This window comes from Pandoraea sp. (assembly GCF_004297875.1).
In the GTDB taxonomy this organism is placed as follows: domain Bacteria; phylum Pseudomonadota; class Gammaproteobacteria; order Burkholderiales; family Burkholderiaceae; genus Pandoraea.
Genome location: NZ_SCSK01000022.1, coordinates 17,297 through 34,382, shown reverse-complemented (window position 1 = coordinate 34,382; position 17,086 = coordinate 17,297). Strand labels below are relative to the sequence as shown.

Genomic DNA, 17,086 nt, shown 5'->3' with positions numbered 1-17,086 from the left:
ACGGCATACCTAACGCACATGACCGCCATACAGCACCGCAACGACGACGGCAGCGGCCAGCGCAACCCACAGCCACAGCCGCCGCACCGCCGGCGTGGGCTGGCGCGCGGCCGTCTCGGCTTCGGTTGAGGCAGCCTCGGCCTGAGGGGAACCCGGTGCACCGGAGGCAACACCCAGCGCGTCAGTAAAGCGTGAGAAAAAGTCGTCCGCCAGCTTGCGCGCAGCCCCATCGACCAGCCGCGAACCAAGCTGGGCCAGCTTGCCGCCGACCTGGGCCTTGACGTGATAAGTCAGCAGTGTCTCGGCCGCACCCTGCGCGGCAAGCGTGACCTGCGCCTCGCCGCGGCCGAAACCGGCGGCCCCGCCCTGCCCGTCGAAGCGCAGTACGTAAGAGGTAGGGGGCACCACGTCGGCCAGCGTCATGCGCCCCTTGAAATGGGCCTTGACGGGGCCGACCGAGGCAAGCATTGCGACGTCGTAGGTGTCGTCGGCGGTGCGCTCCAGCGATTCGCACCCGGGAATGCACTGGCGCAGCACCGCCGGGTCGTTGAGCGCCTGCCACACGGCCTCCTGCGACACGGGCAGCACGCGGGAATTCTGCATTTCCATGACCAACCTCCTTGGCTTGAACGGATTGCGGCGCCGCTGCTCACGCGCCGCGCAGCACCTGCGCCAGTTGCGCGAGCGAATCGAGATTGTGCGCCGGCAGATGCCGGTCGACCAGCGGTAGCATGACACGAATGCCGGCGGCCTTGGGTTCGAACCCGTCGTACCGCAGCAGCGGATTGAGCCACAGGATTTGCCGGCTGGCCAATCGCAAGTGTTGCATGGCGGCCTGCAACACGCCCGGTTCGGCACGATCGAGGCCGTCGGTCACGAGCAGCACCGCGGCCCGCTGCGTGAGCACGCGCCGGGCCCAGGCACGATTGAACTGTTCGAGGCAGGGGCCGATGCGCGTGCCGCCGGACCAGTCCGGCACCGCACGGCTGACCGCGCGCATCGCATCATCCACGTCGCGTGCGCGCAGACAGCGGGTGATGTTGCTCAGGCGCGTGCCGAACAGGAACACCGACAGCTTCTGCTGCTGCCCGAGCGCATGAAGGAAATGCAGCAGCACACGGGTGTAGCGATGCATCGAGCCGGAAATGTCGCACAGCGCCACCAGCGGCGGAGTGCGACGTATCTGGCGGCGATGGCGCAACAGCACCGGTTCGCCTGCGCACCGCAGGCTCGCGCGCAAAGTCTGCCGCATGTCGACAGCACCTGGCTGGCCGGGTCGCCAGCGGCGCGTGATCACGGGTCGCAACGGCAGCGCGAGGCGCCCTGCGCAGCGCTGCGCCACTTCCCATTCCGCCGGCGTCATCTGCTCGAAATCGCGCGACTGCAATCGCTCTCGTGCGGAGAATTCGAGCACCGCGTCGAATTCCTGCTGTTCGGCAGGTGCCCCAACGGCCGGCTGCTCGAGTCCGTTCGGCGCGAAAGCGTGGGCCAGGCGCGGGCTGAGCTCGCGGGTGCGCGGCAGGCGCCCGGCAATCTGCGGCAACAGCAGGCGCTGCGCCTGGCCAAGCAGATCGGGCGCACGCCAAAATACATGGAAAGCCTGATCGAACAGCGGCCGCTGCTCGTGCCGCGTCAGGAACAGCGCCGCCAGCGCCACGTACCAGTCGTCGCGCCGCTCGACCCCGACCAGCTGCACGGCAACCAGCGCATCGGCAACCTGTGCCGGGCCCACGGGCACGCCCGCCGCGCGCAGCACGCGGGCGAAATGCAGCAGGTTCTCGGCGAGCTTGCCGGCGGGCGCCACTGCGTCGATCACGATAAAGCGCCCAGCGGTGCCTGCGCCAGGCCTGCCTGGATGTCCCGCAACATATCGGCGGCGACCTGGCCCTGCACGCGCAGCAGATCGTCCTGATACTTGAGCAGCGCGCCGAGCGTGGCATCGATCGTTTCCGGATCGAGCACCAGTTGGTCCAGCGTAGTCAGCGCACGCGTCCAATCGATGGTCTCGGCCACGCCGGGCGATTTGAACAGATCGGCGCCGCGCAGGCGCTGCACGAACGCGACCACCTGGCGCGACAGTGCAGCCGGCGCATCCGGCACCTTGCGCTGCAGAATCTCCAGTTCGCGCGCGGCACTCGGATAATCGACCCAGTGATACAGGCAGCGGCGTTTGATGGCGTCGTGGATCTCGCGGGTGCGATTGGAGGTCAGCACCACCACCGGCGGCACGGCCGCGCGGATCGTGCCGAGTTCGGGGATGGTCAACTGGAAGTCCGACAGGACCTCCAGCAAAAAGGCCTCGAAGGGCTCGTCGGCCCGGTCCAGTTCGTCGATCAGCAGAATCGGCGGACCGGCCGCGTCGGCCTCCAGCGCTTGCAAGAGCGGCCGCTTGAGCAGGAATGTCTCGCTGTACAGATGTGCGCTGAGCGCGTGGTTGTCCAGCGTGGGTGCGGCGCGCGTGGCCTCGGCCAGACGGATCTCGAGCATCTGGCGCGCGTAGTTCCACTCGTAAGCCGCGGCCGAGATATCAAGCCCTTCGTAGCATTGCAAGCGGATCAGCCGTCGCCCCAGCATGCGGGCCAGGGCCTTGCCGACCTCGGTTTTGCCAACGCCAGCCTCGCCCTCGAGAAACAGCGGGCGGCCCATGCGCAGCGCCAGAAAAATCGCGGTCGACAAATTGCGCGGGGCGATGTAGCCGGCCTCGCCCAAAGCCGCCTGCACCGCCTCGACTGTCGCGGGCAAGCCCGGCGAGCCTTCCGCGCGACTCATGCAGCCAGCGCCGCGGTGACGGCGCGGCCGGCCAGCACCGGGATCAAGTGCGCGCGATACTCGGCGCTGGCATGCATGTCCGAGTTCAGCGTGGCCGGATCGAACGTAGTGCCGCGCAAGGCGTCGGCGCTGAACTGCCTGCCCAGCGCGGCCTCGAGCGCGCTCGCGCGAAACACGCACGGACCTGCGCCAGTGACGGCCACGCGCACGCCCTGCGGTCCGTCGCTGACGAACACGCCAACCAGCGCGAAGCGCGACGCCGGCTGGCGAAACTTCAGGTACGCGGCGCGGCGCGGCACGGGGAACGCCACCGCCGTGATGATTTCGTCGGGCGCCAGCGCGGTCTCGTACATGCCGAGGAAGAAGGCGTCCGCGGCGATCTCGCGCCGGTCGGTGCGCACCACCGCGCCCAGGCCAAGCACCGCGGCGGGATAGCATGCGGCCGGGTCGTTATTGGCCAGCGAGCCGCCGAGGGTGCCGCGATTGCGCACCTGCCGGTCGCCGATACCGTCGGCCAGCGCCGCCAGCGCGGGGATTGCCCGCCGCACCTCGGACGACGCGGCAACCTCGGCGTGCGAGGTCATCGCGCCGACCACCACCTGCGTGCCGTCGACGCGGATGCCCTTGAGCGCGGCCAAAGCCCCCAAATCAATCAGATCGGAGGGTGCGGCCAATTGCAACTTCATCGCCGGTAACAGGCTTTGACCGCCGGCCAGCAGGCGGGCCTCGGGATGCGCGGCAAGCCACTTCGCCGCATCGGCAAGATCAGCCGGACGACGGTAGTTGAATGATTTCATCGGGGCTCCCTCGCTTCAAGCATGGCCATTGGACGACATTTGCAGCGCACGCCACACGCGTTCGGGCGTCGCCGGCATATCCAGATGCAGTACGCCCAGCGCATCGGTGATCGCGTTGATGACGGCCGGCGGCGAGCCGATCGCGCCGGCCTCGCCGCACCCCTTGACGCCCAGCGGATTGTGCGTGCACGGGGTACAGGTGGTGTCCACCGAGAAGTTGGGCAGATCGTCGGCGCGCGGCATGGCGTAATCCATGTAGGAGCCCGTGAGCAGCTGTCCGCTGTCGGAGTCGTAGACGCACCCTTCGAGCAGCGCCTGACCAATGCCCTGCGCCAGGCCGCCATGCACCTGGCCCTCGACGATCATCGGATTGACGATGTTGCCGAAGTCGTCGACTGCCGTCATGGCGACGATCTCGGTCTGGCCGGTATCGGGGTCGACTTCGACCTCGCAAATATGACACCCGGCCGGATAGGTGAAATTGGTCGGATCGTAGAATGCCGACTCGTCGAGCCCAGGCTCGAGCGATTCGAGCGGATAGTTGTGCGGCACGTAGGCGGACAGGGCGATCTGTGCGAACGGCAGCGCCTTGTCGGTACCCGTGACGCTGAATTTGCCATCTTTGAATTCGATGTCGCCTTCGGCCGCCTCAAGCATGTGCGCAGCAATTTTCTTGCCCTTGGCGATCACCTTGTCGAGCGCCTTGACGATCGCCGAGCCGCCCACCGCGAGCGAGCGCGAGCCATAGGTGCCCATCCCGAACGGCACGCGCCCGGTGTCGCCATGCACGATGTCGACATCCTCATAGGCGATGCCGAGCCGATCGGCAACGATTTGTGTGAAGGTTGTCTCGTGTCCCTGCCCATGGCTGTGCGAGCCGGTGAATACGGTCACCTTGCCGGTGGGATGCACGCGCACTTCGCCGGCCTCGAACAACCCGGCGCGCGCGCCGAGCTGACCGGCGATATTCGACGGTGCCAGGCCGCAGGCCTCGATGTAGCAGGAATAACCCAGTCCGCGCAGTTTGCCGCGTTGCCGGGCCGCCTCGCGGCGCGCCGGAAAACCCGCGACATCGGCCAGTTGCAGCGCCTTGTCGAGACTGGCGCCGTAATTGCCGGTGTCGTAGCACAAGGCCACGGGCGTTTGATAGGGGAACTGCGTGACGAAATTGCGACGCCGCAGCTCGACCGGATCGATTTTCATCTCGCGCGCCGCGGTCTCGACGATGCGCTCGACCACATAGGTCGCCTCGGGGCGGCCCGCGCCGCGATAGGCGTCGACCGGCGCGGTATGCGTGAAAACGCCCGTGACTTCGCAGAAGATCGCCGGCGTGGTGTACTGGCCGGCCAGCAACGTCGCATACAGGATGGTCGGCACGCTCGAGGCAAAGGTCGACAGGTAGGCGCCCAGGTTGGCCTTGGTGTGCACCCGCAGGGCGAGAAACTTGCCATTCGCGTCGAGTCCGAGTTCGGCCGTGGTCACGTGATCGCGCCCGTGCGCGTCGGAAAGAAACGATTCGGAGCGCTCGGCGGTCCACTTGATCGGGCGGTTGATTTGCTTGCTGGCCCATACCAGCGCGGTTTCCTCGGCATACAGGAAGATCTTCGAGCCGAAGCCGCCGCCCACGTCGGGCGCCACCACGCGCAGTTTGTGCTCGGGCAGGTTCAGCACGAAAGCGGCCATCAGCAGACGTTCGACGTGCGGGTTCTGGTTCGCGACATAGAGCGTATAGCTGTCGTCGGCGCGGCTGTAGTGCGCCACCGCGGCGCGCGGTTCGATCGCATTCGGAATCAACCGGTTGTTGACAAAGTCCAGGCGCGTGACATGCGCTGCCTTGGCCATCGCCGCGTCGACCGCCGCCTGGTCACCCAGACTCCAGACGTAGCATACGTTGTCCGGTGCGATATCGTGGACCGCCGGCGCACCGGCGCGCACCGCGGCATCGGGTGCGACCACCGCATCCAGCGGCTCATAATCGACATCGACCAACTCCGCGGCGTCGCGCGCCTGCGCCAGCGTCTGGGCGATCACCAGCGCGACCTGGTCGCCGACATAGCGCACCGTATCGATGGCCAGCACCGGGTGCGGCGGCTCCTTCATCGGCTGGCCGTGCACGTCGGTAATCAGCCAGCCGCACGGCAGGCCGCCGATGCCCGCGCGCTTGATATCTTCGCCCGTGAAAATTCCCACCACGCCGGGCGCTTGCCGCGCGGCGTCGAGCCGGTAGCCGCGAATGCGCGCGTGGGCGTAGGGCGAGCGCACGAAGCACGCGTGTGTCTGTCCTTCCATCTGGACATCGTCAGTGTATTGGCCGGCACCGGTGAGAAAGCGATAGTCTTCCTTGCGGCGCACGGCGTGGCCGATGCCGCCCGCGAGATCGGTCGTCATGGTGTCAGCCCTCCATCGCCGCCAAGCCGGCCTGCACCGCCTTGACGATATTGTGGTAGCCGGTGCAACGGCACAGATTGCCCTCCAGGGCGCGGCGAATTTCCGCTTCGCTCGGCGCCGGCTTGCGCCCGGCCAGCTCGCACGCGCTCATCACCATGCCCGGCGTGCAGAAGCCGCATTGCAGGCCGTGATGCTCGCGAAATGCCGCCTGCATCGGATGCAACGCGCCGTCTGCGGCGGCGAGCCCTTCAATGGTGGTCAGCGCGGCGCCGTCGGCCTGCACCGCCAGTACTGCGCACGACTTGACCGCGCGGCCGTCGAGCAGCACCGTGCACGCACCGCATTGCGAGGTGTCGCAACCGACGTGGGTGCCGGTCAGGCGGAGGTTGTCGCGGATGAGTTGAACCAGCAGGGTTTCGGGAGGAACTTCAGCGGTCACGGCGCGGCCGTTGACCGTTAAGGACACCTTGACTGTCATGCGTGTCTCCTCAGGTTTTAGTGAAGGCATGAACCGACAAGCAGATTTCATTGTTGCCCCAAGCCTGCTGCAACGCAAGCGCATTTTCCCGGGTACCGGCCACCGCCTCGTGCTGCCGACCCCGTATATTCCACGGTATACAGCGAGAGATTTGCCGCTATACTGGTTCGAATGGGACGTGCAGCCGCCAGGCTGCGTACGTCGATTGTGCTGCGGAGCGCCTCGTCGGCAGGCGAACTCCGGCGGGAGAAACGCATGGACAGTGTCGATCTGGAGGTCCTCAAAACAGCAGCGGCGTGGGCCGAGGCAGGCTATTTCGTCACCCTCGGCACGGTCGTGCGCACGTGGGGATCGGCGCCTCGCCCGGTCGGCTCGATGCTGGTGATTCGCGAGGACGGCCACTTGAAAGGATCGGTCTCGGGCGGCTGCGTCGAGGATGACATGATGGATCGCGTGCGCGGCGGCCAGTGGCCGGGCACCACACCCGAGCTGACGACTTACGGCGTGTCGGCCGAGCAGGCGCAGCGCTTTGGTTTGCCGTGCGGCGGCACGCTGCAGATCGTGCTCGAACCGATCAGCGCGAAATCGCGGCTGCGGGATCTGCTGGTGGCGATCGCCCAGTACCGCCTGGTGGTGCGCGAGCTGGATATGGCCAGCGGCGAGGTTCGCATCGTGCCTGGCCACCACACGCCCGCGCTGGAATTCGACGGCCAGCGCCTGATAACGTCGCACGGGCCGCGCTTTCGCCTGGTCGTGATCGGCGCCGGTCAACTGTCCCGTTATGTCGCCGGCATGGCCGTGGCACTCGATTATCACGTGATCGTCTGCGATCCGCGCGAGGAGTATGCCGAAGAATGGGATGTGCCGAATACCGAACTGGTACGCGAGATGCCCGACGACCTGATCGTGCGTTTGCGACTCGACGCGCACAGCGCCGTCGTCACACTCACGCACGACCCAAAGCTCGACGACATGGCCTTGCTCGAGGCGCTCAAGTCGCCGGCGTTCTACATCGGCGCGATCGGTTCGCGTATCAACAATGAAAAGCGCCGCGAAAGATTGTCGCTGTTCGATCTGAGCAGCAGCGAAATCGCCCGGCTGCACGGTCCGATCGGGTTATATCTCGGCGCGCGCACACCAGCCGAAATCGCCGTGGCGATCATGGCGGAAATGACCGCCATCAAGAACGGCATTGCGGTGCTGCAGACCTTCTCCGCCAAGGATTCGGCATCGCTCGGCACGGGTTGCGCGACGGTGGCCTGAACGCCGCGCATCGCCGGCTGCACGCCGGTTGTGGCCCTAAAAAAACGCCGCCCGCGGGCGGCGTAAGTTCGCGTTGGAGACTCACTTCGATCTGCCGTGCCTACCAGAAGAACGTGGCCCTGGCATGTCCGGTCCTGGAAATCGACACGTTGCGGCTGAGTTTCCTGCCATCGTGCTGCGCCGTCACGGTGTAGCTGCCGGGCGGCAGCTTGACCAGCATGAAAGGCCCTTGAGACGACGCATCGAGCACCACCGTGCCATGATTCGAGGTGATCGTGACCGGCACGTCGGCGAGGTATACGTTGCCGCTTTTCCTCTTGCCGTAGAACTCGAGGGCCAGCGGATAGTCGGGCGTGACCGCTTTGATCGCGGACGATTCGTCGCTGCCGACGCCGCCGGACAGATAGCTCACCGCGCCCGAGTGATGCACTTGCGGCAATGCCGCCGGCTCCGCCCATGCGATCTGCGCACCGCCTGCCAGCACCAACGTCGCACATGCGGCCCACCGTACCATTCCCTGTTTCATGTTCGACTCCTTTTTTAGAACATCGCCTCGCGGGGCCGGCGTGGGCCGGCCCCGCCCCAAGGTTCGACAGCGGCTCGCGGCTGCTCAACCGAGGCCCAGATCGACCGGGATGAAGATCTGCTGGCCATCGCGTTGAATCAGCAAGGCCACGTTTTCACCGGCCGTCTTGATCTTTGCGCTCAGTTGCGCCGCGCTCCTGACCGGCGTGCCGTCGATCGACAGAATGATGTCGCCGGCCTGCACGCCCGCCTGTTCGGCCGGACCGCTGCTGCGCTCGACCAGCAGGCCGTGCGTGACCTGGGCCTCGCTCATTTCGTTCGGCGTCAGGCTGCGCACGCTCACGCCTAGCTTCGTATGAGTCGTTTGACCGCTGCCGTTGGACGCAAGTTCGGTCCCGTTATACGAACCGAGCTTGACGCTTACGTGATGCTTCGCACCGTCATGCCAAACCAGCAGGTCGGCGGTATCGCCCGGACGCATGTCGGCAATCATCGCGGGCAACTGTGTCGAATCGTCGACCTTGCTGCCATTGACTGCCAGAATGACGTCACCCGGCTTCAGGCCCGATTTCGCGGCAGGGCCGGTCTTGTCAATGGAACTGACCAGCGCGCCGGTGGGCGACGACAGTCCGAACGATTTCGCCAGCGGCTGGCTGACCTCCTGGATCGCCACCCCGAGTCGGCCGCGCGTGACCTTGCCGTATTGCTGCAACTGCGTCTTGACCTTCATCGCCAAATCGATCGGGATGGCGAACGAAAGGCCCTGGAAGCCGCCCGTGCGGGTGTAGATCATCGAGTTGATGCCGATCACCTCCCCATTCAGGTTGAACAGCGGCCCGCCCGAGTTGCCGGGGTTGACAGGCACGTCGGTCTGGATGAATGGAACGTAGTTCTCGTCAGGCAGCGAACGCGACTTGGCGCTGACGATGCCCGAGGTGACCGTGTTGTCGAACCCATACGGCGAGCCAATGGCCAGCACCCATTGGCCGACCTTGGTATCGGCCGGATTGCCGATCTTGACCGTTGGCAGTCCGGTGGCATTGATCTTGAGCAGCGCGACGTCGCTGGCCTTGTCGCTGCCAACGACCTTGGCGGTGTATTCGCGCTTGTCGGTGAGCTTGACGGTGACATGCTGTGCGCCGTCAACGACATGCGCATTAGTCAGGATATACCCATTCGGGCTCACGATAAAGCCCGAGCCGAGATCCTCCGAAGGCTGGCTATTTTGCGGCTGCTGTTGCAGACCGCCGTAAAACTGCCGGAAGAACTGATAGAACGGATCGTTCTGGTTCATCCCCGGCGGCATTTGAATCGTGTTCGACTGGCTCGCGGCGCTAGCGTCATGCAAAGCGCTGATGTTAACCACCGCAGGACCGTAGTGCTGCACGATCGACGAAAAGTCCGGCACCATCATCCGTGCCGCCGGTTGCGACGTGGTCGCGGTCGCGGTTGCTGCCGCGGCCACCGCCGGCGTGACCATGGTGGTTTGCCAGTGTTGCCGTCCTGCCAGATAACTCGCCGATAGCGCGGCGATCACCCCGCCGGCCACCAGCGCGCGCGTCAATTTCCTGGTTTGCATGGGCCTCTCCTCTAACAAAGCAGTTCGAATGACTGCAGCGTAGCGAGGCAGACTTAAGGCAACCTTAACGACAAGCTTGAACTTCGGGGCGGGCCAGGCGGCTACCGACAGGCGCCGCCTGCATCCTCGCCTGACGCGGGCCGGCCCGGCCTTCCCGTGACCCGCTCACAGCAGCGGTGCAGCGGCGGGTTCGGCGAATCGCACACTCACGCACAAGCCACGCCCATCGGCGCCGTCGCTCAGGACCACGGCGGCATGGTGAGCCTCGGCGATACGTTTGACGATGGCCAGGCCCAGGCCGCTGCCGTCGCCGGTTTGCCCAGTGCGACGATAAAAGCGGTCGAACACACGCGGCCGCTCGTCGGCCGGAATGCCCGGCCCGGTATCGATCACGTCGACCCGCCGCGAGGCGAGCCGCACGTCGACGCGCCCGCCGCCGGGCGTGTACTTGATCGCATTGTCGATCAGGTTGCCGAACAAGGTGCGCAGCGCGTCTGCGTCACCCGACACCTGCGCTTGCATCTCATCCGGCGCGGCTCGCTCCAGCCCCAGATCGATGTGGCGCGCCTCGGCCAGCGGTGCATAGGACGCGACGACGGTCTGCAACACGTCGTCCAGACTGATTTTCTGAAGATTGCTGGGCGCTTCGGGGTCTTGCCGCGCCAGGGTCAGCAACTGTTGCACCAGTCGCGTGGCACGCTGCATGCCGTGCCGCAAGTCGGCCAGCGCGCCGCGCCGTTCCTCGTCGTCGCCGGCGCGCTCCAGGATTTGCAACTGCAGTTGCAGGGCGGTGAGCGGCGTGCGCAGTTCGTGCGCGGCATCGGCGACGAACGCCTTTTGCTGATCCAGTGCATGCGATAGACGTTCGAGCAGACTGTTGAGTGCCTGCACCAGCGGCCGCACCTCATCGGGCAGACGGGTATCCGGCAGCGGCTCGAGCGCGCCCGGCGCGCGCTGATCGAGCGCGTGCGTGACTCGTCTGAGCGGACGCAAGCCGCGTCCGACGATCAGCCACACCAGCAGCGCCAGGACCGGCACGAGTACGACCAACGGCAGCAGCGTTCGCACCGCCAGCGCGGCGGCCAGCGTATCACGCACACTCATCGGCTGCGCCAGCTGCACGACGTTGTGACCCACCACGGCGCCATAGACGCGCCAGTCGCCCTGGGGTGTGCTGATGGTGTTGAAGCCCAGTTCGGCCCGATGCGGCAGCGGCGCGCGCGGATGCGAATAGTAGAGCTGCACGCCGTTGCGGCTCCAGATCTGAATGACCAGCCCGCCCTCGCTGTCATGCATGCCGGGTACCGACGAGAACGCTTCCGGCGGCAGTGACAGGGCCATCTGCTGCAATTGAAAATCGAACAGCTCATTGGCTTGCCACAACGCTTGCCGATAGATGGCCACGCCAGCCAGCACCAGGGCCAGCAGCATCGTCAGCAACAGGCTGACCAGCAATTCGCGCCGGATCGAACGCATCGCGCGCATCATTGCCCGGCGCCGGCTGGCGCCACCATGTAGCCGACACCGCGCACGGTGCGGATCCAGTCTCCACCGAGTTTCTTGCGCAAGCCGTGAATATAGACCTCGACCGTATTGCTGCTCACTTCCTCGCCCCAACCATAGAGTTTTTCCTCGAGCTGGCTTTTCGACAGCACTGCGCCGGGGCGCATCAGCAGCGCCTCGAGCAACGCATATTCGCGCGCCGAGAGCGACACCGGCCGCTCGTCGAGACTGACCGTGTGCGCCGCCGGGTCCAGCGTCAGCGCGCCGTGACGGATCACCGGTTCGCTGCGCCCGGCGTGGCGGCGCAGCAGCGCCCGCATGCGCGCGGCCAGCTCGTCGAGTTCGAACGGCTTGACGAGATAGTCGTCGGCGCCGGCGTCCAGGCCCAGCACGCGCTCCTTGACAGCGTCGCGCGCGGTCACGACCAGCACCGGCAATGTCTTGCCCGCCGCGCGCAGCGTTCTCAGCACATCGATACCGTCGCGCTTGGGCAGCCCAAGGTCGAGCAGCACGCCATCGTAAGGCTGGAGGTCGACGGCATTGAGCGCCTGCTGCCCGTCGGCCACCCAGTCGATCGTCCAGCCGTCCTGGCGCAAGCCTTTGCTCACCGCCTCGGCAATCATGCGATCGTCTTCCACCAGCAAAATCCGCATCGCCTTTGCTCCCATCGCTTTATCGTATCGTCAGTTGCCGGCCATTTTATCTACAATGGCGGCTGCCCCAGTCAATCCATTCGATCCGCCGATTTGTCCATGCGTTCCAAATTCCTGCTTGCCTCCTTGCTCTGCGCCGTCTGCGCCCTTGGTCTGGTCGGCGCGCCGCAAAGCCAGGCCCACGGCAAGCAGGCGCGCCATCATCCGCGTCACGCGCCCGCGCAGCGCAACGGGCTGCCGCCGCAACTGGCTGGCCTGCTGGCCGCCTCGCGGCTGCCGGCCGCGCATGTCAGTCTTTACGTGGCGCGCGTCGGCGACGCCGATATGACACGCCGCTCGAACCCGCGGCCGTTGCTGGCCCTGAACGCCGATTTGCCGCGCAACTCAGCCTCGACCATGAAGCTGATCACCACGGCTGCCTCGCTCGACCTGCTCGGTCCGGATTATCGATGGCGCACGGCCACCTACACCGACGGCGTGATCGAGAATCGCGTGCTGCATGGCAATCTCTATGTGCGCGGCACGGGTGACCCCAAACTGGTGCCCGAAGAGATGGTCAAGCTGGTCGCCGACATCCGCGACGCCGGCATCGACCGGATCGACGGCGACCTGGTGCTCGATCGCAGCTATTACGGCTCCGGCATCCGCGATGGCGGGCCGATCGACGACGCGCTCGACCGCCCCTATAACGTGTCGCCGGATCCTTTGCTTTACTCGTTCAAGGCGCTGTCGTTCACTTTCAATGCCGGCCCGGCACAAGGCGTCGATATCAGCGTATTGCCGCCGCTGTCGCCGCTGACCATCGACAACAGCCTGACGGCGGTCGGCGGGCCCTGCGGCGATTGGCTCAGCCGGATCCATCCGCGACTCGAAACAGATTCGAGCGGCGCGCTGGTAGCGCATTTCTCCGGCGGCTACCCGGTGTCGTGCGGCACCCAGCAGTGGAATGTCGCCGCGCCTGACGCCAATCAGTTTTTCCTCGACGGTTTCCGCGCGCTCTGGTTAGCCGCCGGCGGACAGCTCGACGGCGGCGTGCGCGACGGCGTGGTGCCGCCCGGCGCCCGCCTGGTTGCTTCGTATCGCGGCCAGACCCTGGCGCAGGCGATCTACGACATGAACAAGTTCAGCAACAACGTGATGGCGCGCCAGATCTTCCTGACCCTCGGAGCGCGCGAAGAGAAGCCGCCCGCGACGCTCGACAAGGCGCGTCAGGCGGTGCGGAACTGGCTGGCGCAAGCCCATCTGTCGATGCCGGGCCTGGTGCTGGACAACGGCTCGGGCCTGTCGCGCAACGCACGTATTACCGCGGCCGACATGGGCCGGCTGCTGCAATACGCGATCAATCGTCCGACCGGCCAGCAGTTCATGCAGAGCCTGCCGCTGGTGGGCGTCGACGGCACGATGCGCAATCGGCTCAAAGACGACGGGGTGAGCGGCAATGCCTACGTCAAGACCGGCACGCTCGACGACGTGCGCGCGATCGCCGGCTACGTTGGCACCGCCGCGGGCGACAGCTATGTGGTCGTGGGCATCATCAACGATCCGCAGGCAGGCGCCGGTGTTGCGCTGCTCAATGGCTTGCTCGACTGGGTTTATCACCACGCGCCGTAATAGCGCCGTAATATTTCGGCACGCGAGCGACGATATTTCGAGGCATTACTCTAAACGCCGCATCGCGCGCGGCCGTATCGGCATGCCATCATGCAGGCAGCCCGACAAGAACGACGAGCGGCAAGACGAGCCGCCAGGAGACGCGCTTGCATTTCGATCCCGAATTCATTTTGCTGGCCCTGGCGCCGGTATTCCTGCTCTGCATCGGGTGGGAGGCGTGGTATTGGCGGCGCCGTGAGAAGCCCATCTACTCGTTGACCGACACCGTCAGCAATGCGGCGCTGGCGCTGATGCATCAGGGTGCCGACAAACTGGCGTGGCTCTTCGCGATCCCGGTCTATACCTGGATCTACACGCACTGCCGGATTTTCACGATGCGACCCGGCTGGATCGAATTTCTGCTGTTGTTCCTCGTGCAGGACCTGCTGTACTACGGCTTCCATCGGGCCAGCCACCGCGTACGCTGGTTGTGGGCCGCGCACGTCGTGCATCATTCTTCGATGCGCCTGAATCTCTCGACCGCGTTCCGTCAGAGCCTGATGTATCCGGTGGCCGGCATGTGGCTGTTCTGGGCGCCGATGGCGCTGCTGGGCTTCCCGCCGCGGCAGATCGTCGCCATCGTCCTGCTGAATCTGGCGTTTCAGTTTTTCGTGCATACCCAGGCCATCCCCCGACTTGGCTGGCTCGAATACGTATTCAACACGCCTTCGACGCATCGCGTCCATCATGCGCGCAATCCCGGCTATATCGACCGCAATTACGCCGGCGTGCTGGTGATCTGGGATCGCCTGTTCGGCTCGTTCGTCGCCGAGAACGACGCGGAGCCATGCGAGTACGGTATCGTCGAGCAAATTCACTCGCACAATCCGATAACGCTCACATTCCACGAATGGCGCGCTATGCTGCGGGATTTTTTCATACTGACGGGCTGGAAAAATAAATGGATGGCCGTGTTCGGACCACCCGAGTGGCGTCGCCAGCGCGCCGACCTGCCGTCGTGAGCCACGGGGAGAACTGATTGGAATACGGGGAATATGTCCGCTACGACGGACTCGGACTGGCCGATCTGGTGCGCCGGCGCGAGGTCAGTGCGGGCGAATTGCTGGAAACGGCGCTCGCACGCGCCGCAGCGGTCAATCCTGCGCTTAATGCAATCGTCATCCCGATGACCGAGGTTGCCCGCCATAGAACTCGCGACGCGTTGCATGGCCCGTTCGCCGGCGTGCCATTTTTGCTCAAGGACCTTTTGCAGGATTATGCCGGCGTGCCAAGCACCTCCGGTAGCCGCGCCTTCAAGGACGCCAATTACCGGCCGGCCGTGCACGCCGAGATCGTCAAGCGCTGGTTGAGCACGGGGGTGGTGATATTCGGACGCACCAATTCGCCCGAATTCGGCAGCAAGGCCGTCACCGAGCCGCTGGCCTGGGGCCCGACGCGCAATCCCTGGAATCTCGCGCACGTCTCGGGAGGCTCCTCGGGTGGCTCGGCCAGTGCGGTGGCCGCCGGCATCGTGCCGGTCGCCGGCGCCAGCGATGGCGGCGGCTCGATCCGTATTCCTGCCTCGTATTGCGGCCTGTTCGGCTTCAAGCCCGGACGAGGGCGCACGCCCTGGGGCCCCGATCTGGGCGAGCAGATGCACGGCGCCGCAATGACGCACGTGCTCACGCGTTCGGTGCGCGACAGCGCCGCCATGCTTGATGCGACCCATGGCCCCGAACCGGCCTCGCTGTATGTGCTGGCGCCGCCAGCGGGCTCGTATCTGGCCGACGTCACGCGTGAGCCCGAACCGTTGCGCATCGGCTTCATGACACGCTCGCCGATCGATACGCCCGTGCATCCCGAGGCCATCGACGCGGTGGAGCGCACCGCCAGCTTGCTCGACTCGCTGGGGCATCATGTCGAGGCGGCCGCGCCGGCCATCGACGGACACCAGTTGGCGCGCGATTTCATGACGATATGGTTCGCCGTCACCGCCCATGTTCTTGGTCAGGCGCAGACCCTTCTTGGGTGCGGCAGTCATGGCTTCGAGCCCGACACGCTGTCGCTCGCGGCGATGGGTCGCGCCACGCGCGCCGATGAGTATTACGGTGCATACGAACGTGTCAATCGTGTGGCTCGCCAGTTGGGCGAATTCCACCAGCGCTTCGATCTGCTCTTGACGCCTACCGTGGCCCACCCGCCGCCGCATATCGGCGAAGTCGCAACGCCGGCCTGGCGGGGTATGGCGCTGCGCCTGCTTGCGGCGCTGGGGCAGGCGCGTCCGGTCTTGCGCTCGGGCGTGGTGCACGATATCGCACTGCGCAACCTGCGCTGGGTGCCATTCACTCAACTGGCCAATATGACGGGCGTGCCGGCGATGTCGATGCCATTGCATTGGACTGCCGACGGACTGCCGATGGGTGTGCAATTCATCGCGCCAGCCGGCGCCGAGAGCATGCTGTTTCGCCTTGCTGGGCAATTGGAGCGAGCCCGGCCATGGTTCGACCGCCTGCCGGAGGTGGCGAGCTCAGTCGGCTGAGAAGGCTGCGGCCGCACGCTGCAGGCGATCGTCGACCGCCGCCCACTCGGGGCGTGCCGGCAAGCGCTCGAACAGGATGTGGGATACGCCGGCCGCATCGAGCTGCCGCAGCAGCGCGTAGAGGGCGCTGGCCAGCGCGGCTGGCTCGGCCGGCAACCGCACGGCGAGAATGTCGCCGCCGCGCACTGTCGCCAGCGTTGCCTCGAAGGCCGCAACCGCAACCCGCTCGCCGGGGCGGCGCACCGACAACGCCGCCGGCAAGGCGGGCGCATCGAACAGGAACAGCGGCGTGCGCGGCGCGTAATGCGCCTTCAGGGTGCCGGAGGCGCGCGGCGCATCGCTGTCGGTATGCGGCATGCGGGGCGACTCGCCAATGACCGCGGCAATCTGCTCGGGTGTGATGTGCCCCGGGCGCAGCAGCGCAGGGAATCCGCGCGACAGATCGAGGATGGTCGACTCGATGCCGACCGGCGTGGCGCCGCCGTCGAGCACGTGCACTTTGACGCCGGGCAAGCCGTCGAATTCGTCACGCACGTGCTGCGCGGTGGTCGGGCTGATGCGCCCGAAGCGATTGGCCGATGGCGCTGCCACGCCGCCGCGGCCCTGCCTGAATGCGCGCAGCAGCGCCTGGGCGACCGGATGCGACGGGCAACGCAAGCCGACCGAGTCCTGACCGCCGCTGACAGCCGGATGAATGTGCGGCGCGCGCTTGAGGATCAACGTCAGCGGGCCCGGCCAGAACGCATCGATCAGCGCCCGCGCGGCCGGCCCGATCATATCGCTCCAGTAGCCGGGGTCGGCACCGGGCGCCAGGTGCACGATCACCGGATGGTCGGCGGGCCGCCCCTTGGCCGCGTATATCGCGGCGACTGCCTGCGGATTCTCGGCGTCGCCGCCCAGGCCGTAAACCGTTTCGGTGGGGAATGCGACGAGTTCGCCCGCTTCCAGGAGATCGGCTGCCTGGCGAATCTCGTCCGAGGTCGGCATCATAAGGGATCGGCT

Annotated in this window: 15 protein-coding genes; 4 read left to right on the top strand and 11 right to left on the bottom strand. The window is 66.1% G+C overall.

The features are described from left to right. Positions 1-9 precede the first annotated feature (9 nt). From EPN80_RS06635 to EPN80_RS06610, 6 genes are read right to left on the bottom strand one after another with little or no spacing between them, the layout of a single operon-like run. Positions 10-609: a CoxG family protein gene (locus EPN80_RS06635; RefSeq protein WP_293025010.1), complete on the bottom strand. Its 600-nt coding sequence runs from the start codon at positions 607-609 to the stop codon at positions 10-12. A 40-nt stretch (positions 610-649) separates the two neighbouring features. Then, entirely contained in the window at positions 650-1,816 is a 1,167-nt protein-coding gene (locus EPN80_RS06630) for a VWA domain-containing protein (RefSeq protein ID WP_293025008.1), read from the bottom strand. Continuing rightward, complete coding sequence (locus EPN80_RS06625) at positions 1,813-2,769, bottom strand: MoxR family ATPase (RefSeq protein ID WP_293025006.1); 957 nt, start codon at positions 2,767-2,769, stop codon at positions 1,813-1,815. Before EPN80_RS06625 ends, EPN80_RS06630 begins: the two co-directional genes overlap by 4 nt. Continuing rightward, the gene (locus EPN80_RS06620) at positions 2,766-3,566 is read right to left on the bottom strand and encodes a xanthine dehydrogenase family protein subunit M (protein WP_293025004.1); all 801 of its coding nucleotides are present in this window, start codon (positions 3,564-3,566) and stop codon (positions 2,766-2,768) included. The genes EPN80_RS06625 and EPN80_RS06620 overlap by 4 nt, the downstream gene beginning before the upstream one ends. A 15-nt stretch (positions 3,567-3,581) precedes the next feature. Next, on the bottom strand, positions 3,582-5,954 hold the full coding sequence (locus tag EPN80_RS06615; protein ID WP_293025002.1) for a xanthine dehydrogenase family protein molybdopterin-binding subunit: 2,373 nt from the start codon (positions 5,952-5,954) through the stop codon (positions 3,582-3,584). A gap of 4 nt (positions 5,955-5,958) precedes the next feature. Beyond that, the gene (locus tag EPN80_RS06610; protein WP_293025000.1) at positions 5,959-6,432 is read right to left on the bottom strand and encodes a (2Fe-2S)-binding protein; all 474 of its coding nucleotides are present in this window, start codon (positions 6,430-6,432) and stop codon (positions 5,959-5,961) included. 255 nt (positions 6,433-6,687) lie between these two features. Between EPN80_RS06610 and EPN80_RS06605 the strand changes: the two genes are divergently transcribed. Continuing rightward, a complete protein-coding gene (locus tag EPN80_RS06605; protein ID WP_293024998.1) occupies positions 6,688-7,695 on the top strand; it encodes an XdhC family protein in 1,008 nt (335 codons plus the stop codon). Between the two features lie 100 nt (positions 7,696-7,795). On the opposite strand, the gene EPN80_RS06600 is transcribed toward EPN80_RS06605, so the two are convergent. From EPN80_RS06600 to EPN80_RS06585, 4 genes are all read right to left on the bottom strand, one after another. After that, a complete protein-coding gene (locus EPN80_RS06600) occupies positions 7,796-8,221 on the bottom strand; it encodes a carboxypeptidase regulatory-like domain-containing protein (RefSeq protein ID WP_293024996.1) in 426 nt (141 codons plus the stop codon). Between the two features lie 84 nt (positions 8,222-8,305). Next, entirely contained in the window at positions 8,306-9,799 is a 1,494-nt protein-coding gene (locus EPN80_RS06595; protein WP_293024994.1) for a DegQ family serine endoprotease, read from the bottom strand. A 165-nt stretch (positions 9,800-9,964) separates the two neighbouring features. After that, positions 9,965-11,275, bottom strand: coding sequence for an ATP-binding protein (locus EPN80_RS06590; RefSeq protein WP_293025082.1), 1,311 nt, complete (start codon positions 11,273-11,275; stop codon positions 9,965-9,967). An 8-nt stretch (positions 11,276-11,283) separates the two neighbouring features. Then, positions 11,284-11,955 (bottom strand): response regulator transcription factor, encoded by a 672-nt coding sequence (locus EPN80_RS06585; RefSeq protein WP_293025080.1) that lies wholly within the window; start codon positions 11,953-11,955, stop codon positions 11,284-11,286. A 99-nt stretch (positions 11,956-12,054) separates the two neighbouring features. On the opposite strand from EPN80_RS06585, the gene dacB reads away from it, so the two are divergent. From dacB to EPN80_RS06570, 3 genes are all read left to right on the top strand, one after another. After that, on the top strand, positions 12,055-13,566 hold the full coding sequence (gene dacB, locus EPN80_RS06580) for a D-alanyl-D-alanine carboxypeptidase/D-alanyl-D-alanine-endopeptidase (protein ID WP_293024992.1): 1,512 nt from the start codon (positions 12,055-12,057) through the stop codon (positions 13,564-13,566). Between the two features lie 146 nt (positions 13,567-13,712). Next, positions 13,713-14,567, top strand: coding sequence for a sterol desaturase family protein (locus tag EPN80_RS06575; protein WP_293024990.1), 855 nt, complete (start codon positions 13,713-13,715; stop codon positions 14,565-14,567). A gap of 17 nt (positions 14,568-14,584) precedes the next feature. After that, the gene (locus EPN80_RS06570; protein ID WP_293024988.1) at positions 14,585-16,084 is read left to right on the top strand and encodes an amidase; all 1,500 of its coding nucleotides are present in this window, start codon (positions 14,585-14,587) and stop codon (positions 16,082-16,084) included. Here the strand turns inward: EPN80_RS06570 and EPN80_RS06565 are convergent. Further along, a complete protein-coding gene (locus EPN80_RS06565) occupies positions 16,073-17,074 on the bottom strand; it encodes an L-threonylcarbamoyladenylate synthase (RefSeq protein ID WP_293024986.1) in 1,002 nt (333 codons plus the stop codon). The genes EPN80_RS06570 and EPN80_RS06565 overlap by 12 nt on opposite strands. Positions 17,075-17,086 lie beyond the last annotated feature (12 nt).

Bases quoted from the DNA above. Each gene is read 5' to 3' on its own strand.
- EPN80_RS06635 (WP_293025010.1), bottom strand. From the start codon at position 609: ATGGAAATGCAGAATTCCCGCGTGCTGCCCGTGTCGCAGGAGGCCGTG.
- EPN80_RS06625 (WP_293025006.1), bottom strand. From the start codon at position 2,769: ATGAGTCGCGCGGAAGGCTCGCCGGGCTTGCCCGCGACAGTCGAGGCG.
- EPN80_RS06620 (WP_293025004.1), bottom strand. From the start codon at position 3,566: ATGAAATCATTCAACTACCGTCGTCCGGCTGATCTTGCCGATGCGGCG.
- EPN80_RS06615 (WP_293025002.1), bottom strand. From the start codon at position 5,954: ATGACGACCGATCTCGCGGGCGGCATCGGCCACGCCGTGCGCCGCAAG.
- EPN80_RS06610 (WP_293025000.1), bottom strand. From the start codon at position 6,432: ATGACAGTCAAGGTGTCCTTAACGGTCAACGGCCGCGCCGTGACCGCT.
- EPN80_RS06605 (WP_293024998.1), top strand. From the start codon at position 6,688: ATGGACAGTGTCGATCTGGAGGTCCTCAAAACAGCAGCGGCGTGGGCC.
- EPN80_RS06600 (WP_293024996.1), bottom strand. From the start codon at position 8,221: ATGAAACAGGGAATGGTACGGTGGGCCGCATGTGCGACGTTGGTGCTG.
- EPN80_RS06595 (WP_293024994.1), bottom strand. From the start codon at position 9,799: ATGCAAACCAGGAAATTGACGCGCGCGCTGGTGGCCGGCGGGGTGATC.
- EPN80_RS06590 (WP_293025082.1), bottom strand. From the start codon at position 11,275: ATGCGTTCGATCCGGCGCGAATTGCTGGTCAGCCTGTTGCTGACGATG.
- EPN80_RS06585 (WP_293025080.1), bottom strand. From the start codon at position 11,955: ATGCGGATTTTGCTGGTGGAAGACGATCGCATGATTGCCGAGGCGGTG.
- dacB (WP_293024992.1), top strand. From the start codon at position 12,055: ATGCGTTCCAAATTCCTGCTTGCCTCCTTGCTCTGCGCCGTCTGCGCC.
- EPN80_RS06565 (WP_293024986.1), bottom strand. From the start codon at position 17,074: ATGATGCCGACCTCGGACGAGATTCGCCAGGCAGCCGATCTCCTGGAA.